Genomic DNA, 25,764 nt, shown 5'->3' on the forward strand with positions numbered 1-25,764 from the left:
ATCACTCGTGCTGGTGATGACTGTCTTGTTACTACTAATAACTGAAACTTGAAAGCACGAAAACTAGCCGGAGCTGCGTCAGCTTCGGCTTTTCTCAGCCTAAATTAGACTTTTAGATGCCAGTATTCAATGCTTTTTGGATCGTTATTGGCAACTGAGCTATGAATCGATTAATGATGTTATCAATGTGATCAGTTAGGCTGAGCTCAGCTCGACCCAGTTCATGAAATAAGTAGACCAATGCGTCCATAAAACGAATATCTGGCAGTGCTTGATTCATAATGTAAAAGAGTCCACCAATTGTGCGATCATCAGTATTAAGTCGTTCTTGCCAAGCCAATAAGTCATAAGTAATCATGGTGACGGCAATATAACCACATTGACCGTCGTAACTTTGAATTTGTGATCGATTAAGAGCTAAATACTGCTTAGCAGCTTTGAAATAGGTCTCAATTTGCCAGCGGCGTCCGTACAATTGAATGATTTCTTCTGGCCGCATAGCTAAGTTAGTGGTCGCTAAAACTAGGTAGTCCTGACGGTGCCCCTTTTTGGATACAAAAACCACTTTTAGCGGAAACTGATGGCCATGATATTGGGCTTGAATGACACTGCTGTAAAGATAGTGATGCCGACAATTCATTTTAGAAGCTGCTAAACGTTGATAAAGACCCTTAATGCTATAGTGACGACCACGATATCGATAATAGACTTTTGCGCTGCGTTTGAGCATACCCACACCAAAAAGCTGAAGCTGAGCGAGTTGCCAAAACATCTTCGGCGAACTGTACCAAGAATCAAAAAGGACGTATTTAGCTGACACGCCTAGTGTTTGCGCTTGTCTAATCAATTCTAGAGCCACTTGGTTCATTGGGCGTTGAGCTTGAGCCCTTCTTTGACCGGCAATTTGACGTTGGTCAGTAATCTGCGCTAAGCATCCAATCAGATTAGCAGGCTGGTGAGTTGACATTAAAGCAAAATTAATAGGCAAAAAAGTATTACCATCACTCCAACCGAGAGTTAAGCCACGGTAACCATTTACATACTCGTGCTTATCGTGGTCATAGGTCTTGGCTAATAATTCAGTCTTTTGGGACCAACGACGTGCTAACAGAGTATCATCAAGCACTAATGCCAAACGACGTCGACCATCAATAAACGGGGTTAAGATGCGAATTAATTGAATCGCTACTAAACAGACTAATTTCTGCCAGTTAATACGGCCATCATTCAAAACATTCCGTGCCGTTCTTGGGGTAAAATGGCAATCTGGATGAGCACGATTGATCGAAAGACGCTCAAAATGAGCTGTCATTAACCAAGCTACGATCATTTTCAATGAACATAATGAGTGACGCTTAAAATTCACCCTGTGAGTTAGCTTAGCTAGACCAATTAGGCTTAAGAAGTGAGAAATAATGTTTTGAGAATCGTTTTCAGTACTGAAATGGTTTATAATTTGCATAGCGCAAGACTCTTTTCTACTTTGATTTTGACACTTAAAGTATAGCGTAAGAGTTCTTGCGTTTTTTATTTTTTTCGTCCAAAAGCCCTGAACCACAATGATTTCATTGCAATTCAGGGCTTTCAAGTTTCAGACTAATAACATTAGTAAATGGATTGTTATTTACAGCAATGTTAGCATTTTGAACATTAACGTTGATCTTTGGATTGGCATTGTATGCGTACCCGTCAGTGCCAGTAAGTTTGTCAGTGTTTAACGTTACCCGTTCAGGGTCATTGATATTAACATCGACCGACTGGTTACCGTAAGAAGTAGCAATGTTAGAACCATTACCATCCGCAATTAATGTAACGTTTGAACCTGGCTTGAATGAAACAGAACCAGTGCTCTTCCATGCCGGAGCTGCAGTGAATTCAATGTTACCTTTAGTGGCATTACCGTCAAAACTAATTTCGCTGCCACCGCTAAGCTTTGTTAACGTTGCTTTACCATTAAAGTTAACCGTGTTTGTTCCAATATGCTTAGCATCTCCAGTAGCTGCACCCATACGGATGTTCGAACCGGTACTAGTAGTTAATTCAACATCAGAACCCTTAGCAAAATCGACAGTAGCGGTTTGGTCAAGGTTACCATTATTATCAGCAGGTAAAATACGAATGTTATCAACCAGGGCATTCATGTGTACAGTAGCATTTTTAGCTACAGTAAATGAATCGCTCGCAATGCCATCCATCTTAACGTTGAAGGCGGCGCGGTTTTCATTGGCCATGGTCAGACGTGCATTTTGACCAACAGTAAATTTAGCAGCATGAGTAACGTTAACATTGTCAGCAATCATCCAAACATCAATGTCGGCATTAGAGTTGGCAATGTTGACATTAGCATTATCGGCAACCGTTACGTTATTGGAAACATAGATAGCTGCGGTCTTGGTGCCGTTAGGATTGTGTGTGAACATACTAAACGTGTTGGTTGCATAAGTCTTACCACCAACTGTGTATGACGAAACACTGTTCATCGTCGTGTGGCCAGCCATTGTAAATGACTTAACACCTTGGTGAGTTTGGCTCCAAACCAGCGTACCACCGTAAGCAGTTACATTATCATAGGTCACATTATCTGTGCCCATCGTGTTCATGTGAACAAAGCCATACCATGATTGGTCGTACAGCGTAATGTTCTTGAATGTCAGGTTTGTTGTAGTAGTAGTCAGGCTGTTGTTAACAAAGATCCCGCCATCTGCAGTATTATTGGCGTTAATGTAGTACTTACCCTGACCATCAATAACTTTAGTTCGACTGATATTATCACTAAATTGAATTGCAGTAGGAATATCAATGTTATTGTCAAGGACAATATTTGTAACGGTACTGTCCTTCATTGCGTCTTCGAATTCCTTTTCAGTGGAAACGTGACGTGCAACAGTGTCAGTTGATATTAAACTTACTGCCGCGTTCTTCAGGTCAGTTGTATTAGCTGCAATACTTGCTGTATCCAACGTCGTGGTAGCAGTACCGTTTTCAGCAATTGAAGTGCTGCTGTTACCACTTAATGAAGTGGAACCTGAAGTACTGGTTGAACCTGAGGTTGAAGTGGAACCTGAACCAGAAGTGCTCGTTGAACCACTGGTTGAAGTGGAACCTGAACCAGAAGTGCTCGTTGAACCACTGGTTGAAGTGGAGCCTGAGCCAGAAGTACTCGTTGAACCACTGGTTGAAGTGGAATGACTGTGTGAACCAGAAGTTGAAGTGGAACCACTCTGTGAAGTAGAGGTTGAAGCGTTGCTTGTTGAACCTGAAGTTGAAGCAGTGCTGGTGGAAGTTGAAGCACTAGTAGTGTTAGAACCAACAACTGTTGAACCCTGAGTGTCAGCATTAGTAGTTGCGGCGTGAACCTGCGTGCTCATAGCACCAGTACCTAAAGCACCTGCACCCAGCATAGCAGCAATCGCAGCCGCCCCCTTGGTGTAACTGCTTAATGTGCTGCTGACTTTCGAGTTACTCAGAGCATCGCGGTCAAAAACCTGTTCTGGTTTAACCTGCTTAGCATCCTTACCTTCAAAAACTTTAAAGAAACGAGTTAAGCAGCTCATCCAACCTTGGTGAGTTTTGAAAAGCTTAACCCGGTTACTATCCTGTTCCCTATTAGATTGTTGATTATTCTTTGACATAAACCTGCCTCCTAGTAGCTGCATCATTCATGAATATTGAAGAACCATTCTGATAAATAACTTTTTTGTGCTAACCCATCATATTTATCAATTAGTAAACAATTATCTTTCAATAAATGATTATCAACCGAAAAAGCTATCTAATGGTTTGAACATTTACATAATAATCAATTGGAAAATATAAATCAACTGCTAAGCAGTACTGTTCACAATGGTATATCATTATTTTTACTTAATATAATTAATATCATATGTCTGTTCTCTTTATAACACGATAATAATTATTTGTATTTTGGAATTACTTTTATTGTTCAGCATTTGCTGATAAATGGTCTAATTTTAAATACTATTTTTAGCTTATAATAATATGCTGATAAATGAAGCACTTTTCTACTTTTCTAGTAATCCTACATTTTTTAAATAATATCGAGATTTATTTTTATGTTATTTATCAATATATAACAAAAACTACTCATTGATATCTTTCATCATTACAGCTCGGCAAGATAAAAGGTGATCAATCAAACAATGAGCCACCCTGAACGGATGACTCATTGTTTCTAATGCTATCAAACTCTATTTAATAATCCCAATCAACATCGTCACTAAAACAATCAAAAACACTAAACCCATAATAATACTAGAAAAGTGAAAATCACTCTTATGCTTCTTATAGGGACGCTGTTTTTCTTCTTGCACCTTATCTAGCTTGCCCATTGCATGGCGTTCAACCAAACTAGGTTTGTGTTGTTCATCTTTATCAGTCATGCATCAGCACTTCCATTCCCTTTTTAAAGTCATCAGTCAGTGTATCCGATGCCATTAAACGTTGCTGATCGATCAGCTTTTTCATCAATGCTGGTTTAACTAATGCGGTTAGCACTTTTTGGGCCATATTACGCACATCACTGGCCTGATAGACATTTTCTGGTGCTACCAATTGTGGACGGTGTAACGTATCCTTGAATCCAACAATCAGCATGTTTTGTTCGAAAGCACCACGTACTGCATCCAAGATCTCATTCCCACGATTGATATCAAAATAGACATCACAATCCTTAATCAATTGTTTTGTCCGCTTAGAACTAACTGTTGGGTACAGATTAACATTGGCACGATCCCCAAACGCCAACAATTTTTCAGACATCTCCGTTACTGCCGCTACATTAAAAGTAACGTTTGGCAACAATGTCGTCAGCTGATCCAATTGCTCCAAGTCGTCAGAGTTAGTCAAAATCAAGGCAGTTGGCCGCAAATTATTACTCCGCGGATGAGGATAAACGAATCCTAAATAATTCACATCGACATTACCGGTGTCATCCGGAAGAAAATCAGAGTGCCGTTGCCAGTCCCGGTAATTTTGAAAAATAACGTGCTTAGTACGCGTCTGATTATCCATCAAGTACTGCATGTTTCCCGGAATTTCGTTGCCGTTAATCTTTTCATGCCACAACAATGTGTCTGATCCACCAGCCGGCAAGCGTAAACTAACCGCCATTGTCTTGTTAAGTGTGTTGTAAAAGACATGGTCTAAATTGTAGTTACATTCTTGAAGGTAATTGACAACCAAGTCATTGAAGCTAGCGAAATGGCGTTGATTACCTTTAAAGCTCAAGAACACATCATCTATCCGTAAATTATGCTCAATTACCTTTTGACCTTGCCGATTATAATAACGACGCAAAACTGGTTGATTGTTATGGTAGTAAGTTTTGGCAAAGTATTGACCATGTTGATCATAATGATCTACCCAATTGATTTTGCCATCGTTATTTAACCAGTGAACTTCCTTAACAAATCGGCTATTGTCATTAGCGCTGAATACCACGTCAGCCCGTTTTTTAGCCACATCATAGACTTGGGCTCCAGTACTGTTGGCATTTATTTTCCAATAACGTGGGATTGGTAACTGATCAAAATACATTGGTTGCCCGTTAGTGGGTAGCTCACAATAATATTGAACCGGAGAATCCACGTCTTGCGGCAAGAAACCATCATCATTTAAAACCACCGTTGGCACTTTGATATTAGTAATCTTTTGCGAGTTTAAGAAATCAAGCGAAGCCTGATCAAACGTTTCGAATAGATTAAGCATTTTCTATTTCCCCCAAAACTTGGCTCCAGCGTTTAGCAACATTATCTGTCAGGTATGGTTCAGCCAAATTATACGAATGCTGACTAAACTGTTTCAAATCTGCTTCAGTGAATAGTTTTACCGTAGCCTGACTTAAAACATCAACCTTCTTCTGATCTGACCAATCCTCAACGTAAGGCAAACGGTAGCCATTTTGTCCATCATCAATGAAAGTTTGGTTGCCATAAGGAACATCAAAGCCAATCATTGGCAACCCAGACCCAACAGCTTCCAGCAAACTCAGACCAAAACCTTCACTCGTTGAAGCAGCAATATAAGCATCATACTTGGTGTAGACATCGGTTAAATCATGTTGGCCCATCAAGTGGATATAAGAACCGGCATTAAACTGGCTGATCAATTGTTGTAAGTGTCCCTGTTCACTGCCTTGACCATAGATATCCAAAGTAACATCAGCAACTTGCTTATGCGCAGAAGCCACTGCTTTAATCAACCAGTCAATGTGCTTTTCACTGGCCAAGCGTGAAGCTGTGATGAGTGAATGCGACTTGCGCTTATCCTTGGGGCGCCGCAATTGATCTAAGCTACCAACAGGAATGGTGTCAACACGGGGTTGCAAGTCATAATAATGCTTTTGCTGCTTGAGTAATAAATCACGTTGTGCATCAGTTGCCACTACAAAACTGGCTACATCCGCGGTGTGAGTAAATTGGTACTCGTAAAAGTTATTCCAGAGGATATGATGCTCATCGGTATAGTGTTTGTCATAATGATCAGCATGGACAACAACCATCAGCTTAGCTGGATTATGATGTTCAAAAATCAGCTGACCATTATTCAGTCCCTTACTTTCATCCATCCGGTCCAGAATGATAACATCCCCATCCTGGAAATTAAGCCGCTTTATCATTTCCAAATACAATTCGTTCTTCGAATAGAAAATCTGGTGGTCAGGAAATTCAAAAGTTTCCCCATTATTGTCATTCAGATATTCCGTATAGGCCACTTGGCCATTCTCGTTATAGAATTCACGGAAAGTAACGTGGTTATTATTCTTGTCGCCATTGTAGTATTCACTGGCATATTTGGTATAAGAATAAAAGTCGCGCTTAACCATCACGCCGTTTACAACATAGGACACCTGATCTAATGTCTGCTTGTCACGGTTGACCATCCGGACAGCTACTTCGAGCTGCTCATCAGAGAGTTGATATACTGTTTCATCACCACGATCAAATTTCTTATCAACGTGATGCTGGCCTAAATTCAAATCTTGTTCCAGTTGTTTTAAAGAATACGTTGATGGAGCAATTTTGACGTCAGTAAAGAAATTGTAGAACCAGATAATCTGATCATCAGTAAATCCCAAGTTTTTCGTCATTGCTTCAATATTGTTAGCCAAAATAAGATCAGAAAAAATAAACTTAGCATCCATTTTATTTTGACGCAAAGATTGGGCACGGTAAGCCTGGGCATATTCAACCCCACTGCTGGCCCAGCCAATCCCTAAATTGACATTATAAATTGTCATAATTTGCCTCCATCATTAATTAAAGGTCAAAATGAGTTCATTCTTTTTATTAATTTGAATCTCACTAAGTAAAAGATTATCCACTAGTTGCTTCTTAATTCGTCTGAACATCCGTTTATAAGCTTCTAAAGCCCATTGGTTATAAACATAACCGGAATCACGGCTAGCCATAGCCCAGTTAGACGTGTAAGCTTGTAGCTTATTCAAATAATCAACTTCATCAGTCCAACATTCGTCTAGTGCTTGCAGTAAAGAAGACCTATAAAATTGCTGCAATTGTCGATCATTAATAAGCTGTTTTTCCTTTTTGTCCAATATTTGATGTGCCAACTCCACCAAAAACTTTTTGGCAGATGCCTTATCGTCAAAGTTTAAATGCACCACAATATTGCCATAATCAAAGTGTTCGTTCACTAATTCTTGCATTTGCGGAATTTGGAAATTAGACACCGTATCTAAATAATCATCAATACCATCATTAAGCCAAGACATAGTCAAATTATCCAGTTTTTTGGCATCAATGATATGGTTACGTTGTCTGTAAAAATTATTGCGTTGCATCCGCAGAACAACATCTGCTCTGTTGGTTTGAGTCCGGTTATTCTCTTCGTTGCTGGCTACCCGATTCTTAAGCATATCCAATGCAATTTGAATCCTTGGGCCATGCAACGTCACGATATTCTTTCCGCGACGCTTCTGAGCCATTAAGTGACGATAATATGCACGAAAGCGATCAGTGCTGGCCTTAGAAATGAAGCTGTCTTCTAGTGAAATATAAAACTGACTAGTACCAGGATCACCTTGTCTTCCCGCACGACCAGCTAGTTGCAGACGCACCCGCTCTGGCAGCATTTCCGTGCCAATCACAGCAAGACCGCCCAACTTTTTGACGTGGTCTGATAGCTTAATGTCAGTCCCACGGCCAGCCATGTTAGTGGCAACAGTAACCGCCCCCGTGTGCCCGGCATCTTTTACCATCGCTGCTTCACGGCTAGCATTATAAGCGTTCAAAACATTATGTGCTATTCCACGGTTTAATAACAGTTCTGAAATAATTTCCGAATTATCAACTGAACCGGCAACCAGTAGCACTGGTCGTCCTTGTTTATGTAATTCAACCGTTTCATTCATCGCCGCCAACAATTTATCACTAGTATTGAGATAAATCTTATCAGGAAGATCCTTGCGAATCATGGGCTTGTTAGTCGGAATCTGGACTACTTTCATATTGTAAACGTTGATGAATTCATTCTCATTTACTTTCGCAGTCCCACTCATTCCCGAGACCTTATTGAATAATCCGAATAAGCTAGGAAACGTAATCGAAGCAGCCGTTTTTTGCTGTGCCGTCACTTCGACATGTTCCTTTTGTTCAATGGCTTGGTGAATCCCAGTACTAATCTGAATTCCTTTCATCAAACGACCATTGGTCTCATCCAGTAAGACGACTTTACCATCACGTACGGCATAATCATGGTCCCTTTCCATAAAGAAGTGAGCCCGCATTGCCAAAATAATATGACGATAAAGTTCCCGGTATTTCAAGGCAAAAAGATCGTCAATTCGGAAGTATAGTTCTGCCTTTTCGATCCCTTGCGAAGTTAACCATGTCGCATGGTCGCGTCGTCTAATAACATAATCAACCTTGGGACGCAGTGTGGTGACAAAGTTATCAGTTAATTCGTACAAATTAGACTGGAGCTTAGGAGAACTAGAAACAACAAATGGCGACGTCGCATTATCTAGTAAAACAGCATCAACTTCATCAACAAGAGCGTAATTATATGGGCGTAAGTACTGATCTTCCCGATTATCAGCTAGGTTATTAAAGAGGTAATCGAAAGCCAGCCCACTGGACGTAATATACACAATGTCAGCAGCATAGCGGCGTCGCTTTTCAGCAGCATCCATCTTAATTTTGTCTTTTTCATCCTTTTTTGGAAATGCTGTCTCAGCCGTTAAACCCAGCCAATTATAAACTGGGGCTAATTGAGTCTCATCCCGTTCAGCAAGGTAAGCATTAGGTGTTACCAACATTGCACCCTTACCGGATAAAGCATTGAGGTACAGTGGCATTGTTGCCGTCAGGGTCTTTCCTTCCCCCGTTTTCATTTCAGCAATGTTGCCTGAGTTAAGGACAATAGCGCCCATTACTTGAACGTCATAGGGATACATTCCCAAAACGCGACGATCCGCTTCCCGTACAACAGCATAGGCTTGCGGTAAAATATCATCTTCTGTTTTACCATCCTTCAATTGCCGTTTTAGAATGTCTGTCTGTCCCTTAAGTTCCTCATCACTCATTTTCTTCATTGTCGGGGCTAACCTATTAACTTTTTTTAGTGTTTGTCTGACCCGATGCATGGTCAATTGATCCATCAGCATTGATTAGTTTCACCTCTTTTACTTCCAAATTTTGTTCATTTTTTCTGTTAAACGTTGCCAATCAGGATCAACCAGGGACGGTGAAGCCCAAGGAACAGGTTGTGCGTCCCAAGTTTCAACGCTGCGTCCTGCAATCGTTGTTGTCAATAATAACTGTGCCAAAGGAAATGCCCGTGTCAATTCAAGAGCGGTCATATTTAATGACGCTGACGCCACGGCAATATGTGGTTGTTTCATTTGGTTATTGCGCAGCCAATCCCGTAGCCAACGCGTTAAGGATTGCTGAGATTGCCAACCAACACTAATAAGTTGCACAGGCATTTTTATCAGTTTATTCAGTTCTGGATAAGTCTTACGCGAACGTTTAGCATCAGCTAACAATATTAAATTATTAGCAACGTGACGGTCAGTGTTAATCGGCTGGTGTGGCCAAATATCGGAACTGGCATTGGCATCCATATCAACAGGACAAATATCAAAACGATCAAATGCCAATTGATAGCAACCCGCATTGATAATCGCTAACGAATACGAAACTGTCCCTTCTGGCACCTCAAATTCAAAATGATCATCATTAAAATCATATTTTTGAATGACAGTGCCTTGCAGGTCCCGGAAAATCAAACGAACTAAATGTGTTTTTTCAGGAACGGATGTCAAATGGTTGATAATGATATAACGCTTACCAACAGACAAAATGGGTAATTGAGGAACAACTTTACTGCCTTGGTAGTTGTATTCTGATTGCCAGCTAATAATAGACTGACCCGGACCCATCAAATTGCTTTGCCACCGGACGTGATAATGATGATCAACGCTTATTTGGACGCCATGCTGAAAAATGTCAACGTTGTCCCAATAAACATGTTGCATAATTTCCTGACTCATTGACATCATCACAGCTCCCTTGAAAAGTCTTGACGAAGAATTTGTTGCAGTCTTCGCATAAACCAGTAGTTAATTTGGCGATTGTCATTGTGACGACCAGGGAATCCACGATAAACAAACTGCTTAGCTTTCGCAATCGCTGCACTCTCTCGCAAATGTTTAATAGCATGGTCATCATAATCATCGTTTTCCATATACGCTACAAATAGACGGGTATTACTCAGGTCTTGTTTATTAAAAAGTTCCCAGTAATCATTATCCAGTTTTTGAAGATTCTTATCATCCAGTTGTTTTACTAAACGATTATCGATATCATAGCTGGTTTCAAAAGCGCCAGGACGCTGCAAACGTGCTCTCCGGGATACATAACCCAAATTAGAAATTTGCTTAGCAACGTTGATAAAGCCGACTTGCATTTGTACGCCCAGCTTCAAAGCAGGATAAGTCCCCATTGAAATACCATTCATCACAAGCTGAGACCTGTTAAAACCAAGTTGCTTTAAGCACTGGTCAATCACAGATTTGATATGCTCTTCCATGTAGCTGGTCGTATAGAATTGGCCCGCTTCTTGACGCATATCAGTAAACAAGAGCATTGGTGCATGAAGATTATGGAACAAAGGAAATGCTTCAAAACCTTCTGCAGAACGTGCACCCGAGAAATATACATTCAGTGGTGGGCGCAAATCGCCATTGCTAAAGAAGTAAGCAATATCTTCATGGTTGGCGGGATTAACAATTCGCTTGCCACCCGCGATGAAGTCTCCGTAACCTTCACGAGACCAACGTGAATGAAGGATTCCAAGGGTAAAATCACCACTGCCCTTAACTTCAAGACTAACTGAAGCATAGCGCGGATAATCCGCTGCACTAATTGGCAAAGGCGGATTGTCTAAGTTACTGCCTATTGATACAAGATAGCAGTCCTTAACATCCCCATCACCACCGGATGGTTGAATGAAAACTCTTAATCGTGCCTCAAGACCATCACTTTCCATCTCAAGCCAAAGACTCATCAATTTACCAGGATCAATAAAAATATTGTCACGGAAATTGCCAATATTTACCCACTGACCATCCGTATCTATTTCCATCTTGATGTGGCTTTGGTCCATCATCTGAAAAGATTCAATTCGGTCCATCAATGGTTGAAAACTGGATGGCATAAACCGGATTCCTGATTGTCCAAAAAAGAGTCGCGTTGGCAAATGATCAATGACAGTCTGCGGATCTTCAGTAATCTCAGTGGCATTACTGCACTGAATAAATAGTTGCCCAGCTTTATCCAATTTTTGCATTGCTGCTGGCAAATAAATAACATGATATGGGTCAACTTTTCTAAGAAGTTGATTCCATTTTTTGGAAGACCACGTTACAGGTCCGGCAATGATGACAGCATCAAATCCCTTTTTAGCTTTTTGCATATCAGGGTTGGGAAAGACATTAAATTCCCAGTCCATATCTTTAGGAAGTTGGTATTGATCAGCCCAATTAGTGGACCCTAATTGTAAAATCCTCATTGTGCTGATTCCCCCTTAAATAGTTTTTCCCATCTTGCTAGTAAATGTTCTTCTGAATAACGATTCATCATCTGAACGTTGTAAACCAGAGATTGGTTCCAATGCTTCAAAGTGTCCAGATAATACTCAATACCATGTTTAAGAGCATTGATATTCTGACAAACCATGCCGTTCTTACCGTCCTGGAGTTCAGCAGTTTCGAAGTTTTGTAACATCGGAATACCTACACTGACACCTGCAATGGACATGAAATCGTCGGGTTTATTCCAGCAAATCAACAGGCGAATTTGGTCTAGTGCCGTTAAAACATCCATACTGCTCATCAACCGCTGCGCCTTAATTGTTAACAATGGCGGAAGATCATCAATTAACTGATTTTCACCGGGGTCAACTTCATTACGTGAAAGAATAAATTCTCCCTCGTGTCGTTCTCGAAACTTGTTAAAGACTTGGTGAACCATCCCATCCTTATCTGGACTGTAAGAAAACAGGTACAGTGCTGTATCGTCTGGATTGTCAATTAAACGTGGATAGATCATTTCTATCATCTCATCCAATTCTTGTGGGTCCATATATTCGGCGAAAATCGCAATGCGCTGCTGTGAGAGGCGCTGACTATGGCCCAATTTGAATTGAGATTGAAATAATGGAATTATCTGTGCCTTATCTCCGCCCGCAATTTTGTCAGCTAACCGCTCTTTTTCGTGGTCATTGTTCACAAGAACCGTACTTGGCTGTAATTCATTCAAATTTTTGGTTGCTGTGTGCCAATGGCTAAACGAAAAAATAGGATGATAAGGATTATAAATGCTTTGTGACACCGTAGATTGGTCATCCCCGGTCACAATTAGGTGATCGCTGCTATTCAAGTGATCAAGGCAATGCTTTGTGACGATTTCTTCAATCAAATCTTTTAAGCTATCATATTCAGACTTGTCACAAAACTTCGGTGCCGCAGGATTAACTTCAACATGACCACTATCAATGTTATGTTTAATCCGCCAATGTCCTTTTAAATCAAGATATATCTCGATATTTCCATCTTTAATTTGAGAGACAAATCCGCGACTATCAAACAGAAAAGTTTGTCCCTTTTGGGGGCCATCGGTGTACTCAACCGATAGGATTTTGCCCTGAATATCAAATGTGATCCGCGCATATAGTTTGTCGTTTAAAACAGCGAATAAACGGAAGTTAGTAAAATCAAAAATGATTCCTTCAGGCCATTTTAAATCACGGTAATCCACCGTTTGATTGCCCCACACATCAATTCCCTGAATGTAGTCAAAAACGGAAAACATGTGATCTGGCTGTAAGGCAAATTGATTAAGCTGGGTCAATAATTGTGGAAGGTAATCAGTAATGACTAAACTAATTTGGTGTCCACCCTTTTGCAAAACTCGTGCATGGCTAACCACATCATCAAATTTGATTTCTGGAGTGGTGTATGACCAGTCGATTAATTGGTCATGCCAGGCTGGAACTAGATATTCCACTACTTATCCCCCCTTTGGCTAAAACGTTCATACTTACGAGGAAACGTAAGGGTGAACAAATTATCTTTAACACCATTCATAATTAAAACAATCATAACGACATTCATTGGGATAACAGATAAACCGCCATATTTTCCCAGGAAATATTGACCCATCAGGCCGAAGGTCAATTGAATACTATTAAGCAAGGCTCCTGGGAAACAAACAATCCACATCAATCGTGTCAGATACTTTTGAGTAGGTTTTCCTGGATGTAATCCCGGAATGTAGGTATTGGAATTACGAAAACTCCTTGATTGTTGGTACGGACTAAATTGGACAAACGAGAAGAAATAGTACAGGAAAAATGACATGATGCCACTGATTAAGGCATCAAACCCTGGACGTGCTAGCAACGAATGTGGTCCTAAAATACTGCTAAAAATCAGCGGCATCATCAATAAGGCCATACCAACCATGTACGTCATCATGGCCCCCATGTTTAAGCCTAATGGCGTCGTCACTAACTTGCTATGACTATCTAATAATATATTGACAGCTTTTAGTGGGTAGTAAGCCTTTGTAAATGCAAGCCAGAATATCATTAGTAAAATATTGAAGATAACGATAGCAATTAAAATTAGTGTGGGGTGTGACAATTTATTAATGCTTCGCAAAGCCCCCAGCACCGTTGGGATAGATGAGGTAATAATGTTGAACAAGATGATTGCAACTGTTCCACCAATACCAAATTGCATATTCATAAAGCCTAACCAAGTTACGAACATACTGCCCGTAGTTAAAATAATAATTACAGAAGCAGTTGTCCATGGATTATCAGTAAGGTGGAGTCCCACTGTCATCGCAGCCGATTGTATAACCGCCAAGACTAAAATGAGTCCCTGCTGCACATACATGATTTGGCTCATCGACAATGTATCAAAGTGGAACAAGCGTATCATCATTAATAGTTGCATCAACAGCATGGCTATCATCATGGGGTTAAGTCCCACCATAAATAGCGATAATTGCTGCATATTAGCACCACTCATAAAACTAGTAATCCCCATCGGCGTATCGTGAAGCAAACGCGTGAACTGATGACTAGTATGTGCATAAGGCAGCGGTATAGATGAACCTAGAATATACACAAACAAAATCAAAAGAGTTACACGAATTCGTTTATATAAGTTACTTAATTGAGATGTTTTTCTCATTATTTCATTTCCCATTTTTCTTGTTATTTGAACATGTGCTTTTTACCTGATAGATGTAATATATAAATATTAACAGGAATTATTCGTCATGCCAAATGAACTTAGCACCCGTTTCTATCAATTATAGTATAATTATACTACTTATAACTTTTTTCTAATAGCTTTCGACTAACTGGAGGGACACCACATGTCAAAAAAGGTTTTTGCATTATCAGCTGATTATGGATATATTAATCAAATTACAACGGCTGTCAAATCCATTCTTTATCACAATCATGACTCGACAATTTATATTATCAACAAGGACATTCCCCAAGAATGGTTTAGTGGTATTAACAATCGCGTCGAAGCCATCGGCAGTAAAGTGATTAACCAAAAAATTGATGAAAATTCATTAGGTAATGAACACGTTTCACAGCCACAAATTAACGAAATGTCATATGGTCGAATTTTGATTCCTGACCTCATTGATGAAGAACGCATCCTCTATTTAGACAGTGACATTGTCGTTAATGCTGATCTAAGCGAACTGTTCGACATGGATCTTGGTGACCATCCAGTTGCTGCTATTCCTGATTTACTGTATGCAAACAATTTTAATTCAGGTGTCCTCCTCTTCAACATCCCCGTTTTGAAGAAAGATCCCGATATAGTTCATAAAATGCTCGAGTTTGGCTTAACTTCTGATCTTAGCGAAGGTGACCAGTCAGTCCTGAATCATTTCTTTAGCGATAAGTACTACCACTTACCACTGAAGTACAACCTTGCTATCGGCTATGATTTTCTTTGTTACTACTACCCTGGTTTTGACCACAACTATTTTGAAAAGACTAACATCCAAGGTAGTATCATTCACTACACCAGTCCTTATAAGCCATGGAAACAATTCTCTACAGGACGCTACCGTGACCTTTGGTGGCAGTATTACGACCTTGACTGGGCTGAAGTTGTCGCTCATGCAGATTTACCAGCAGTATTCGACTATAAAGAAGAGGGATCCTTCTTCACCCTCACCAATAGTGAAAACATTGAACATCTCGAAGAATTAGTCAAAGCATTTCCACATTACACTTTTAACATCGCTGCGCGAACCAATATGGGTGGTAAATTAGTTAAATTAATTCCATATCCTAATGTCCACCTCTACATGAATGCTGTTCAAGTTGTGATCGATCCATTATTAAACAACGCCGACGCTTACCTAGATATTAACTACGGCGGTAAAGATGATGATATGCTAAAAAAATTCCAGGCCACTGGGAAACCAATTGTCTCATTTGATGATGTTAATTCCAGCATAAAGGGAGCAATTAACTATCATAGTTTCAAACAGGATGATGTAGCTGGAATGATCACCTATCTAAAATCTATTAACTAAATCTGGGAGAACCAATTAATGAATATCTATATAACTAATATTAATGGGGTCGGCGGAACAGCCCAGGTGGCCCAAAATATGATAGCCAACATTGCTGCTAGATATTTTAATGCTAGACCTATGGGCATCTACCACTATGATTGGCCTGACGAACCGGACGAGAGCCGTAACGCCAGATTAGATGGTATTATTGCCCCTCTTCAAGCGGGAGACATTTTAATCATTCAGATGCCAACCTGGATGCCAAACCCATGGACAATGGCATTGTTAGATCACATTGCAGCTTATGGAGCTCACGTTGTAATTTTCATCCATGACATCGAATCACAAATGAATCATGCTTGGGCTAACCAGCTTCAGGGAGAAATATCTATCTACAACCGGTCTGAGCTCATTATTACTCACTCTCAGCAAATGCTGGATTTCCTGCGTCAACATGGTTTGACAGTTCAAAAATCAGTGGTTTTAGGCATCATGGATCATCCTACTAAAATGGATCTCGGTCCCCTACCGACCTACAAGCCAGTGATGACCTACGCTGGACCAAACGACCCCAAAGCGGCTTTCATCAAGTCCTGGAATTCTGATGATGTAAAATTACGAATTTATGATCACCAACACGATTGGGGAAAAGATAAAAACATTGATTTCATCGGTTGGCACGAAGATTCAGAATTATTAATTGATTTACGCCAAAATGCCGGCTTTGGCCTTGTGTGGTCCGACGACCCTTACTGGAACAACTATATGAAAATGAATAGTTCCTTTAAGCTTAGCACTTACTTAGCAGCTGGCATTCCTGTTATCGCAAGACCATCGCTGACCCAAGCCAAATTGATTCAGGACGAGCAACTCGGTCTCTTAGCTGATAATATGGCTGATGCCCAAAAACAAGTGCTAGCAATGAGCCCTCAACAGTATCAACAAATGGTAAAAGGCATTGACCGTTACGCCAATATCATCCGTGAAGGTATCTTTACCAAACGTGCATTAGCTACCGCATTGTACAAGCTGTTTAACAAGTAAGTATTGGGGGACAACATGCAAACATATATTACTAACCTTAATGGCCTTATTGGTGGCAACCAAGAAGCTCAAAATATGATTACTGATATTGCCTGCGACGATTTAAATTACCGTGAGCTTGGCATATACAACTATAATTGGCCAAACGAGCCAGATGAAGTTTTGGATAATCGCATTGATGGTATCATTGCCTCTCTTCATAACAATGATACGGTTATTTTTCAATTTCCCACTATGAGTCTCAGTTGGGATAACCGTTTTATCAACCACGTTCGTGCCTATGATGCACACCTGATTATCTTGATTCATGATTTGCCATCTCAGCAAGGCGACAATAGCGACAGCCAGTTGTTAAAACAAGAAATTGAATTTTTAAACCAAGCTGACCTGATTATTGCACCAAGTCAGAAAATGGTAGATCTACTCAACAATAATGGTTTAACTGTCAATCGAACTGTTATCATGCGTATGTGGGACCGGCCAGGCGTAGTCAATCCCAACAGAAAGCCAAAGTTTAATCAGGTAGTTTCATATCTCGGAGATAACCCTAATCAACAGTTTTTCCGTCACTGGGATTCAGATAAGTACACTCTCCAGCTATTTGAAGACAATCCTAATTGGAAACAACAAGGTGTGTCTTTTGCAAAGCCCCACCAAAAGCAGGAATTAATTGATAATCTCCGCTTATCTGGCGGGCTTAGCATTGTTTGGGATGATACCAACGAGTATTATTCTCTCAATCCGTCATATGAGCTCAGTTATTACCTGGCCGCTGGTTTGCCTGTAATTGCACCAGCTAATATTTCGGTAGCGGATATCATTCAGAAAAATAACTTGGGAGTTCTTGTCGACTCTAAAGACGCAATAAACTCATTCTTAAATGAGCTGACAGAAGATAAATATAACGAATATGTATCTTCTGTAGACTACTACAGCAATTCATTAAGAATGGGAATCAACACCAAATTGGTATTAAACGAGGCTATTTACCAGCTATTCTTATAAATCACAAAATCCTCTAAGGAAAAGGCACCATATCTGGTACTTCTCAACCTTAGAGGATTTTTTCGTGTATCAAAATTTAATGCATTACTTAGCAATCAATTCCTTGATCCGTTTTACCATTGCTTTGACATCACCGCTCTTAAAGGATTCATAACCCTTTTGTCCAGTAAGTTCATTAGTTTTGACATCATCAAAAGTCAGTACTGGATCGCCTTTTTCTATGAACTGCTTAATAATGTCCTGTGTCTTAGGGCCATGGTTAATGTCCAAATAAATGTCTGCTTCATTTAACATCCGGTGCAGAGTGTGCTGCGTCATTGATGGATAGAGACGCACATTAGGATACTTAAGCGCTTGAACAAGCTTAGAACCCATCATTGTGTAAGCTGCCACATTGAATTCATATTCCGGCATTGCCGTGGCAAGATCATACAAGGATTCAACATTTTCATCATCAGTGAAGGTAAAGAAGGTTCCCTTTTTATTCGGTACTGCATCACTTGGCAATGGATCATGATTAACGATTTCGTTATATTCAAGTTCGCGGTATTGCCACCACTTGTCACGCATCCGCAGGCAACTGACCACGTTCCACGGCTTGTCAGAGGTAGTGTAATGGATAACCGTGTAAGGTTCTGCTTCCTTCAATTTTCTTTCATACATATCTAACTGATCACGATGGAAGAATGTAACTAAGTCTCCACCAATCATCGCATTATAGGTTGGCTTCAACGGTAAATAGTTATTTTCAAACTCTTCGTTAAGTAGAGTCTGATCGTTATCAGCAGGCGAATTCTTTCCCCGTTCCAACAAGTCCTGAACAAAGTTAGTATCCCGCAGCTTGGCATTGTCCATCAATAAGACACCTGAATTAAAAATGGAGGTATCAAAGTATTCCGTGGCTGCAGCAACTGGTTTACCCTTGAGATCCAGATTAAACAAATCATCAAGGCTACCATCAACAATGATATCGGCATCCAGATAAAGCACCCTGTCTTCGGGAATTAAATCAGGAATTAAAATTCGCCCATAAGCCATCTTGCTGAGATAATCAATTGAAATCTTTTCCTGTTCAATAAGGGCTGGATCAAATTTGGCGTCCTGAACTTGAATACCAATTTTATTCAAACGATGGTTCAAATTAATAAACCATTCCTGTGGAATATTTTCGTTAATTACGTAAATTTTGACATCATGATTGTTATAAGCAATCGACTTAATCAGTGTTTCAACTGGCGTTAAGTAGTTAATATCAGTTGAAATTGCAATAACCCTATCCATCGTGTAGCCCCATTCCTTTATTTATTATAAAAATAATTACTTGCTTACATTACTTTTATAATACGCTAAATGAATGTTTTTTTCAATCATCTTTGCAAATTGCTTTGCTTCCGTACTTGTTAATGATCAGTAAAAAAAGCGACGACCAATAACGGCCTTCGCTTCAGTGAATCTTCAGTTCTTTACTCATCATCCTCATACTTCAAATCACTAAAGTGGTGATCCCCCTGATGCTGAGACATCGACTTACTCTGATAGTAAACCGCGTCAGTCCAGTAGCCGGCACCACCAGCTTCGACCAAAACTTTCACTTGTTGACCGTCAACCATTTCGGTGTGGACAGCAAAGGATTCGCCATCCCCTGCACTCTGGGTCCAACCACGGATAGTAAGAAAGTCCAGATCGTGAACATTGGTCATCCGGGCACTGCCCCAGTTCTTCGTTGCATCTTGAATTGAATTATCTTCAGTTTGATCACTGCTTAAGAACTTCGGATCCTGCTTGAAGAGCTGCAAGGTACTGCTATCCCCATCGTCCGCATTGGACATACTATGTGCACCAAAGGTCACGCTACTATCGTCATCATCACTGGACGTGTACCAAGTGCCACGCATTTCCGCTGGAACGGTGAATGGCCCCTGGTTGCCGTATTTGCCGGTTTCACTGTTACTGGAACTACCGCCGTTGCTCGAACCACCACTCAGCTGGCCGTTCGTCTTATCGACCACCTTGGCCTGTCCAGCGAGCTGCTTAACCAGTGAACCTTGGCCGTTCTGGTTGATGTAGTCAGCCATTTGTTGGCGACTAACCGTCCCAAGTTTTTGGCTACCGTTATTGCTGTATAGAATAACGTTGTTACCTTTCATCGTGTACAGCAAGCCAGTATCTTTACCACCAGCCGTGACACTGTATGCCACGCCCTGGCCACCATCAGCTAGCTTATACTTGTTGGACTGGTAGAGGTTAACCTGCAGACCGGCAGATTGAGCCTTCTTGGCCGTTGTTGCCCAGCCATTGCCGTACTTATTGCCGGCGTAAGCCGTGATCAGAGCCACTGACTGTTGTGGCGAAGTGCTCGGGCTGACCTTCGTGCTTGTCTTCTTAACCAACAAACTAGAGCTCGAACTACTGGAACTAGCCCCCTGCTTACTGTTCTGCTGGCCACACCCAGCCAGCGTCAACAGTGCCAAACCACAGACCGTCATCGTCAATAATCGTTTCTTCATCTCAATGATCCTCCCAATAATCATTCAATCTTTGCTTATTTTAACACCAAAGAGCAATTGACTACGGACCATGGCGACGCTTAAAATTAAAATACAATAAAATTATTAAGGAGCGATTACATTGCATCACTTAAAGAAAGCAACTGATAAGCCTGAACCGGTCTTCAGTTTTGGTGAGAGCATCGCCGTCTTAGTTGTTATTCTTTGTATCTTGGGCTACCTAATCATTTGTCAAAAGCAGGAACCCCAAGCGCCATTATTCATTGCTTTTACTGTTTTAGCCGTTTATGGTCGCCTACGTGGCTTTAAATGGTCGACCGTCATGAACGGTATGCGAGAAGGGCTTCGTGCTGGGGTCGATCCGTTAGTGATCTTCCTCTCCATCGGAGTTCTGATTGCTACCTGGATCTTCTCCGGAACGATTCCAACGATCATGTACTTCGGTTTCAAGATAATCTCCGTTCAGTTCTTCTTGCCGACGGTCTTCATTGTCTGTACCTTAGTCGGGGTGGCCTGTGGAAGTTCCTTTACAACCGTCTCAACCATGGGAATCGCCTTTATCGGGATCGGCGCTACGTTAAAGATCAATCCGGGCCTCACCGCCGGAGTTATCGTTTCAGGGGCTTTCTGTGGATCGAACATTTCACCACTGTCCGGAACGACTAACCTGGCCGCCAGTGTCGGTGAGATCAGCATCTACGAGCACATCAAATCGCTGATGATGACTGACATTCCAGCCTGGGTTCTCTGTGTCATTGCCTACACGATTTTGGGACTAAACTCCAAAAAAGTCAGCCTGACCGCTGTTCACCAAATGATGCATGGTCTGGCCAATGGTTTCTGGATCTCCGGCTGGGCCCTCCTACCAGTTGTCCTTTTGATTGTCCTCGCTATTCTGCAAGTGCCAGCCATCCCGTCACTGGGGCTAGGTTCACTCTTCGCCGCTTTTCTCGGTTGGGTCCACGCCCCGACAACGAGCATTACTGCTATTACTAAAACGATCATGATGGGATACGTTGCCCACACTAACAGCAAAACCATCAACACCCTTCTGTCCAAGGGTGGAATTGCTAGTATGTTAACGTCGCTGGCCCTGATTGTCTTTGCCTTGGCACTCGGTGGCTTGCTGATCAAATTCCACATCATTGGCGCCATCATCGACCACCTGTCCGGTATCGTGAAGACACCAGGACGACTAACCTTGGCTACTGCTGTTACCTGTATCGGGGTCAACCTAATGGTCGGTGAACACTACCTGGCCATCATCCTGCCTGGTCAATCCTTCCGCCACGCCTTTGATCGTCTAGGGCTCAAGCGCAAGTATCTGACCCGGATTCTAAACGATGCCGGGGCCGCCATCAACGCGGTGGTTCCGTGGTCAGTTTCTGGGGTCTTCATCGCTGGTGCTCTGGAAATCAACCCGCTGAAGTTCATCCCCTGGGCTTTCTTCCCATTCCTGGTCACGATCCTAACGATCATTATGGGTGCGCTTATTAAGGCACCACATGGCGCACAGCAAAAATAAAATAGTATAGAAAACGAAAATGCGGATCTAACTTCTTTTCGGAGTTAGATCCGCATTTTTAATATGTTTCTGAAACTTGAAAGCACGAAAACTAGCCGGAGCTGCGTCAGCTTCGGCTTTTCTCAGCCTAAATTAGACTTTTAGATGCCAGTATTCAATGCTTTTTGGATCGTTATTGGCAACTGAGCTATGAATCGATTAATGATGTTATCAATGTGATCAGTTAGGCTGAGCTCAGCTCGACCCAGTTCATGAAATAAGTAGACCAATGCGTCCATAAAACGAATATCTGGCAGTGCTTGATTCATAATGTAAAAGAGTCCACCAATTGTGCGATCATCAGTATTAAGTCGTTCTTGCCAAGCCAATAAGTCATAAGTAATCATGGTGACGGCAATATAACCACATTGACCGTCGTAACTTTGAATTTGTGATCGATTAAGAGCTAAATACTGCTTAGCAGCTTTGAAATAGGTCTCAATTTGCCAGCGGCGTCCGTACAATTGAATGATTTCTTCTGGCCGCATAGCTAAGTTAGTGGTCGCTAAAACTAGGTAGTCCTGACGGTGCCCCTTTTTGGATACAAAAACCACTTTTAGCGGAAACTGATGGCCATGATATTGGGCTTGAATGACACTGCTGTAAAGATAGTGATGCCGACAATTCATTTTAGAAGCTGCTAAACGTTGATAAAGACCCTTAATGCTATAGTGACGACCACGATATCGATAATAGACTTTTGCGCTGCGTTTGAGCATACCCACACCAAAAAGCTGAAGCTGAGCGAGTTGCCAAAACATCTTCGGCGAACTGTACCAAGAATCAAAAAGGACGTATTTAGCTGACACGCCTAGTGTTTGCGCTTGTCTAATCAATTCTAGAGCCACTTGGTTCATTGGGCGTTGAGCTTGAGCCCTTCTTTGACCGGCAATTTGACGTTGGTCAGTAATCTGCGCTAAGCATCCAATCAGATTAGCAGGCTGGTGAGTTGACATTAAAGCAAAATTAATAGGCAAAAAAGTATTACCATCACTCCAACCGAGAGTTAAGCCACGGTAACCATTTACATACTCGTGCTTATCGTGGTCATAGGTCTTGGCTAATAATTCAGTCTTTTGGGACCAACGACGTGCTAACAGAGTATCATCAAGCACTAATGCCAAACGACGTCGACCATCAATAAACGGGGTTAAGATGCGAATTAATTGAATCGCTACTAAACAGACTAATTTCTGCCAGTTAATACGGCCATCATTCAAAACATTCCGTGCCGTTCTTGGGGTAAAATGGCAATCTGGATGAGCACGATTGATCGAAAGACGCTCAAAATGAGCTGTCATTAACCAAGCTACGATCATTTTCAATGAACATAATGAGTGACGCTTAAAATTCACCCTGTGAGTTAGCTTAGCTAGACCAATTAGGCTTAAGAAGTGAGAAATAATGTTTTGAGAATCGTTTTCAGTACTGAAATGGTTTATAATTTGCATAGCGCAAGACTCTTTTCTACTTTGATTTTGACACTTAAAGTATAGCGTAAGAGTTCTTGCGTTTTTTATTTTTTTCGTCCAAAAGCCCTGAACCACAATGATTTCATTGCAATTCAGGGCTTTCAAGTTTCAGTATGTTTCTTTACAGCTCTTTATTTAGGCAGCTGCCGGTGCAAACAAGTCGTTAACCGAAGTTACGACTTCCTTGCCGGTCATTTGGTCTTGGACAATGTGGTTCTTAATACGTAGATCATATTGCGTACCCTTTGGGGCATCATTGATCTTAGCAAGGTCAACTGGCTTATCATCAGCATTCGTCACGTCGAAGTTGTACTTCTCCATGTTCTTGATTGTGTCATTTTGTACTGTCATAATCAGTGACCTCCTTTCACCTTCCGTTATAGTCCTTTTTTAAAATATGTTAAGCATAGTATGGAAAAAGTTTTTAAAATGTTTCACAAATGTGTAACGCATTTCAATATGGTGATAATGGTGGAAATGGCTTATTCATTTCCCGAAGCATCTCATCCGCTAGTCCCTCACCATACACATTGCGATTACAATGATCCCACCGTCTTTGTTGATAAGTGATGTTATAACCCCGACTCTGTTCCTGCAGCTGGTTTAATCTGGCAAAATCATCCGGTCGAATACTAGTCAATTCCGACCCCTTCAGATACTGCTCATATTCCAACATCTGGAGTTGAAATGCCGACACGATATCTGCAGCTGCTAAGTTGCTCTCTAATTTCCGAGGTGACACATCGAGCAAAACCTGCAATTGCCGTGACGGCTGGCCATCGCTAGCAAAGATCAGAAGTGTCCCCCGCTCGTGCTTATGCCAAGAATTTAAATGGTGTGCCATAATCCAGTACACCTGCCGGCTGCGTGGGCTACACGTCGGCACCATCCGGTAACGACCCGCCACTGCTGACCGGGTGCGCCCCTGCAAAGAACAATACTGGTAATAGGCCCAGTTGTGGTCGTCATCCAAATCATGGCGGTCAAAGAATTCCTTGATCATGATCCGCAGCGGCTGGTTAATCTTGAGCAGCCTGCCACTAACCGTCAGCACTAAAGTTTTACTCACTGGATTTTGCGGATCCCCCACGATCAGCAGAACCTGTTGCCAGCTCAGGCGGTAGTTAATAAAGTGGTCGTCGATATCTGACTGCTCAAACCGCGTCATATCAACTAAACTGCCGTTTTTCATAGTATTCCCCCAAATAAATGAAAATAGCGCCATTTTATTTTAAACAGCTCCTCTACAAAATTTACAGGAGAAGTCTGTCTCTGTCTAGCTTTTTTTGGAAGAAATTTCGCCAAAATGAAATTCGTCTTTACGTTGGTAAATCGTTATTCTAAGACCATCCGCGGCCACGGAAATCTAAAATAAAGGTTTCTTAATGATGAATAATAACCGAACTCTCTGCGAAGGCTTCTCCTTCTTACTACAAAACGACCGTCAACGCCTGATTCACGGGGTACTGAAGGGCCTCTATATGCGTCCCAGCGACCTCCAATACGACGATTACTTCCAGGATGCCTGCCTCATTTTCGCGAAAACTTACGTCGACTTCAGTGGCGACCCCACTAAGAACACCGAAGATTTCATGCACTACGCTTACCAGCGCATTCGCTGGCGGCTACTCGATCAGATTCGTCGGGCACGCTGGCAAGATGATAAAAATGAAATGTCGCTGGACAACCCCATCCTCAGTGAAACGCAACGGGAAGTTCTCTGTCTCGACCCACATTCCAACAACCCACTAGAACGAGCTAGCAGTCGTGATTTTTTTAACCGCCTGGTCGCTGCAGGCTGCCCAGCACGACAACGCAAATATTTACACGCCGTCCTGGACCTTGGCCTCAACGATAGCGAGATTGCCCGTCACTATGGTGTCTCACGTCAGACTGTCTACGCCTGGCGGCAAGGTGTGATTAGACGGGCACGGATGTTAATTTAAGGGCAAACTAAATACTCCCAGTCATCAACATAAAGTTGACGGCTGGGGGTATTTTCTGGTTGCTTGCGTTTACTATACGTATTTTAAAACGACTTTAAATCAGAGCGGTTTCTAGCTAAACCA

Annotated in this window: 20 protein-coding genes; 5 read left to right on the forward strand and 15 right to left on the reverse strand. The window is 41.5% G+C overall.

Annotation, left to right across the window (positions count from 1 at the left end):
* Positions 1-112: 112 nt before the first annotated feature.
* From AB3114_RS07355 to secY2, 10 genes are all read right to left on the reverse strand, one after another.
* Entirely contained in the window at positions 113-1,462 is a 1,350-nt protein-coding gene (locus AB3114_RS07355; RefSeq protein WP_169490189.1) for a transposase, read from the reverse strand.
* A 103-nt stretch (positions 1,463-1,565) separates the two neighbouring features.
* On the reverse strand, positions 1,566-3,632 hold the full coding sequence (locus AB3114_RS07360) for a serine-rich glycoprotein adhesin (protein WP_367342610.1): 2,067 nt from the start codon (positions 3,630-3,632) through the stop codon (positions 1,566-1,568).
* 576 nt (positions 3,633-4,208) lie between these two features.
* Positions 4,209-4,400 carry a hypothetical protein gene (locus tag AB3114_RS07365; protein ID WP_367342611.1) on the reverse strand — a complete coding sequence of 64 codons (192 nt, stop codon included), beginning with the start codon at positions 4,398-4,400 and terminating at the stop codon, positions 4,209-4,211.
* Positions 4,393-5,727, reverse strand: a complete 1,335-nt coding sequence (gene gtfB / locus AB3114_RS07370; protein ID WP_367342612.1) for an accessory Sec system glycosylation chaperone GtfB — start codon at positions 5,725-5,727, stop codon at positions 4,393-4,395. Before gtfB ends, AB3114_RS07365 begins: the two co-directional genes overlap by 8 nt.
* Positions 5,720-7,258: an accessory Sec system glycosyltransferase GtfA gene (gene gtfA / locus AB3114_RS07375; RefSeq protein ID WP_367342613.1), complete on the reverse strand. Its 1,539-nt coding sequence runs from the start codon at positions 7,256-7,258 to the stop codon at positions 5,720-5,722. The genes gtfB and gtfA overlap by 8 nt, the downstream gene beginning before the upstream one ends.
* 15 nt (positions 7,259-7,273) lie before the next feature.
* Entirely contained in the window at positions 7,274-9,643 is a 2,370-nt protein-coding gene (gene secA2 / locus AB3114_RS07380) for an accessory Sec system translocase SecA2 (protein WP_367342614.1), read from the reverse strand.
* Between the two features lie 18 nt (positions 9,644-9,661).
* Positions 9,662-10,537, reverse strand: coding sequence for an accessory Sec system protein Asp3 (gene asp3, locus AB3114_RS07385; protein WP_367342615.1), 876 nt, complete (start codon positions 10,535-10,537; stop codon positions 9,662-9,664).
* Positions 10,538-10,539: 2 nt separating this feature from the next.
* Complete coding sequence (asp2, locus tag AB3114_RS07390; protein ID WP_367342616.1) at positions 10,540-12,051, reverse strand: accessory Sec system protein Asp2; 1,512 nt, start codon at positions 12,049-12,051, stop codon at positions 10,540-10,542.
* A complete protein-coding gene (gene asp1, locus AB3114_RS07395) occupies positions 12,048-13,547 on the reverse strand; it encodes an accessory Sec system protein Asp1 (RefSeq protein WP_367342617.1) in 1,500 nt (499 codons plus the stop codon). Before asp1 ends, asp2 begins: the two co-directional genes overlap by 4 nt.
* Complete coding sequence (gene secY2, locus AB3114_RS07400) at positions 13,547-14,758, reverse strand: accessory Sec system protein translocase subunit SecY2 (protein ID WP_367342618.1); 1,212 nt, start codon at positions 14,756-14,758, stop codon at positions 13,547-13,549. Before secY2 ends, asp1 begins: the two co-directional genes overlap by 1 nt.
* A 172-nt stretch (positions 14,759-14,930) precedes the next feature.
* Between secY2 and AB3114_RS07405 the strand changes: the two genes are divergently transcribed.
* Genes AB3114_RS07405 through AB3114_RS07415 form a run of 3 tightly spaced genes read left to right on the forward strand, consistent with a single transcriptional unit; the run spans position 14,931 to position 18,152 of the window.
* Positions 14,931-16,121 (forward strand): glycosyltransferase family 8 protein, encoded by a 1,191-nt coding sequence (locus AB3114_RS07405; RefSeq protein WP_367342619.1) that lies wholly within the window; start codon positions 14,931-14,933, stop codon positions 16,119-16,121.
* An 18-nt stretch (positions 16,122-16,139) separates the two neighbouring features.
* Complete coding sequence (locus tag AB3114_RS07410; RefSeq protein WP_367342620.1) at positions 16,140-17,147, forward strand: beta-1,6-galactofuranosyltransferase; 1,008 nt, start codon at positions 16,140-16,142, stop codon at positions 17,145-17,147.
* Positions 17,148-17,162: 15 nt separating this feature from the next.
* Positions 17,163-18,152, forward strand: coding sequence for a beta-1,6-galactofuranosyltransferase (locus AB3114_RS07415; RefSeq protein WP_367342621.1), 990 nt, complete (start codon positions 17,163-17,165; stop codon positions 18,150-18,152).
* 84 nt (positions 18,153-18,236) lie between these two features.
* Here the strand turns inward: AB3114_RS07415 and AB3114_RS07420 are convergent, their stop codons facing one another.
* Both AB3114_RS07420 and AB3114_RS07425 read right to left on the reverse strand, forming a co-directional pair.
* Positions 18,237-19,433 carry a glycosyltransferase gene (locus AB3114_RS07420; RefSeq protein WP_367342622.1) on the reverse strand — a complete coding sequence of 399 codons (1,197 nt, stop codon included), beginning with the start codon at positions 19,431-19,433 and terminating at the stop codon, positions 18,237-18,239.
* Between the two features lie 182 nt (positions 19,434-19,615).
* Entirely contained in the window at positions 19,616-20,659 is a 1,044-nt protein-coding gene (locus tag AB3114_RS07425; RefSeq protein ID WP_367342623.1) for a hypothetical protein, read from the reverse strand.
* A gap of 121 nt (positions 20,660-20,780) precedes the next feature.
* Between AB3114_RS07425 and AB3114_RS07430 the strand changes: the two genes are divergently transcribed.
* Positions 20,781-22,184 (forward strand): Na+/H+ antiporter NhaC family protein, encoded by a 1,404-nt coding sequence (locus tag AB3114_RS07430; protein ID WP_367342624.1) that lies wholly within the window; start codon positions 20,781-20,783, stop codon positions 22,182-22,184.
* 140 nt (positions 22,185-22,324) lie between these two features.
* Here AB3114_RS07430 and AB3114_RS07435 read toward each other — a convergent pair whose 3' ends face one another.
* From AB3114_RS07435 to AB3114_RS07445, 3 genes are all read right to left on the reverse strand, one after another.
* The gene (locus tag AB3114_RS07435; RefSeq protein ID WP_169490189.1) at positions 22,325-23,674 is read right to left on the reverse strand and encodes a transposase; all 1,350 of its coding nucleotides are present in this window, start codon (positions 23,672-23,674) and stop codon (positions 22,325-22,327) included.
* A gap of 156 nt (positions 23,675-23,830) precedes the next feature.
* Positions 23,831-24,046, reverse strand: coding sequence for a hypothetical protein (locus tag AB3114_RS07440; protein ID WP_367342625.1), 216 nt, complete (start codon positions 24,044-24,046; stop codon positions 23,831-23,833).
* A 103-nt stretch (positions 24,047-24,149) separates the two neighbouring features.
* Positions 24,150-24,887: a hypothetical protein gene (locus tag AB3114_RS07445; protein ID WP_367342626.1), complete on the reverse strand. Its 738-nt coding sequence runs from the start codon at positions 24,885-24,887 to the stop codon at positions 24,150-24,152.
* A gap of 196 nt (positions 24,888-25,083) precedes the next feature.
* On the opposite strand from AB3114_RS07445, the gene AB3114_RS07450 reads away from it, so the two are divergent.
* Positions 25,084-25,641, forward strand: coding sequence for a sigma-70 family RNA polymerase sigma factor (locus AB3114_RS07450; protein ID WP_367342627.1), 558 nt, complete (start codon positions 25,084-25,086; stop codon positions 25,639-25,641).
* Positions 25,642-25,764: the final 123 nt, after the last annotated feature.

Source organism: Limosilactobacillus sp. (assembly GCF_040772465.1).
Lineage (GTDB): Bacteria > Bacillota > Bacilli > Lactobacillales > Lactobacillaceae > Limosilactobacillus.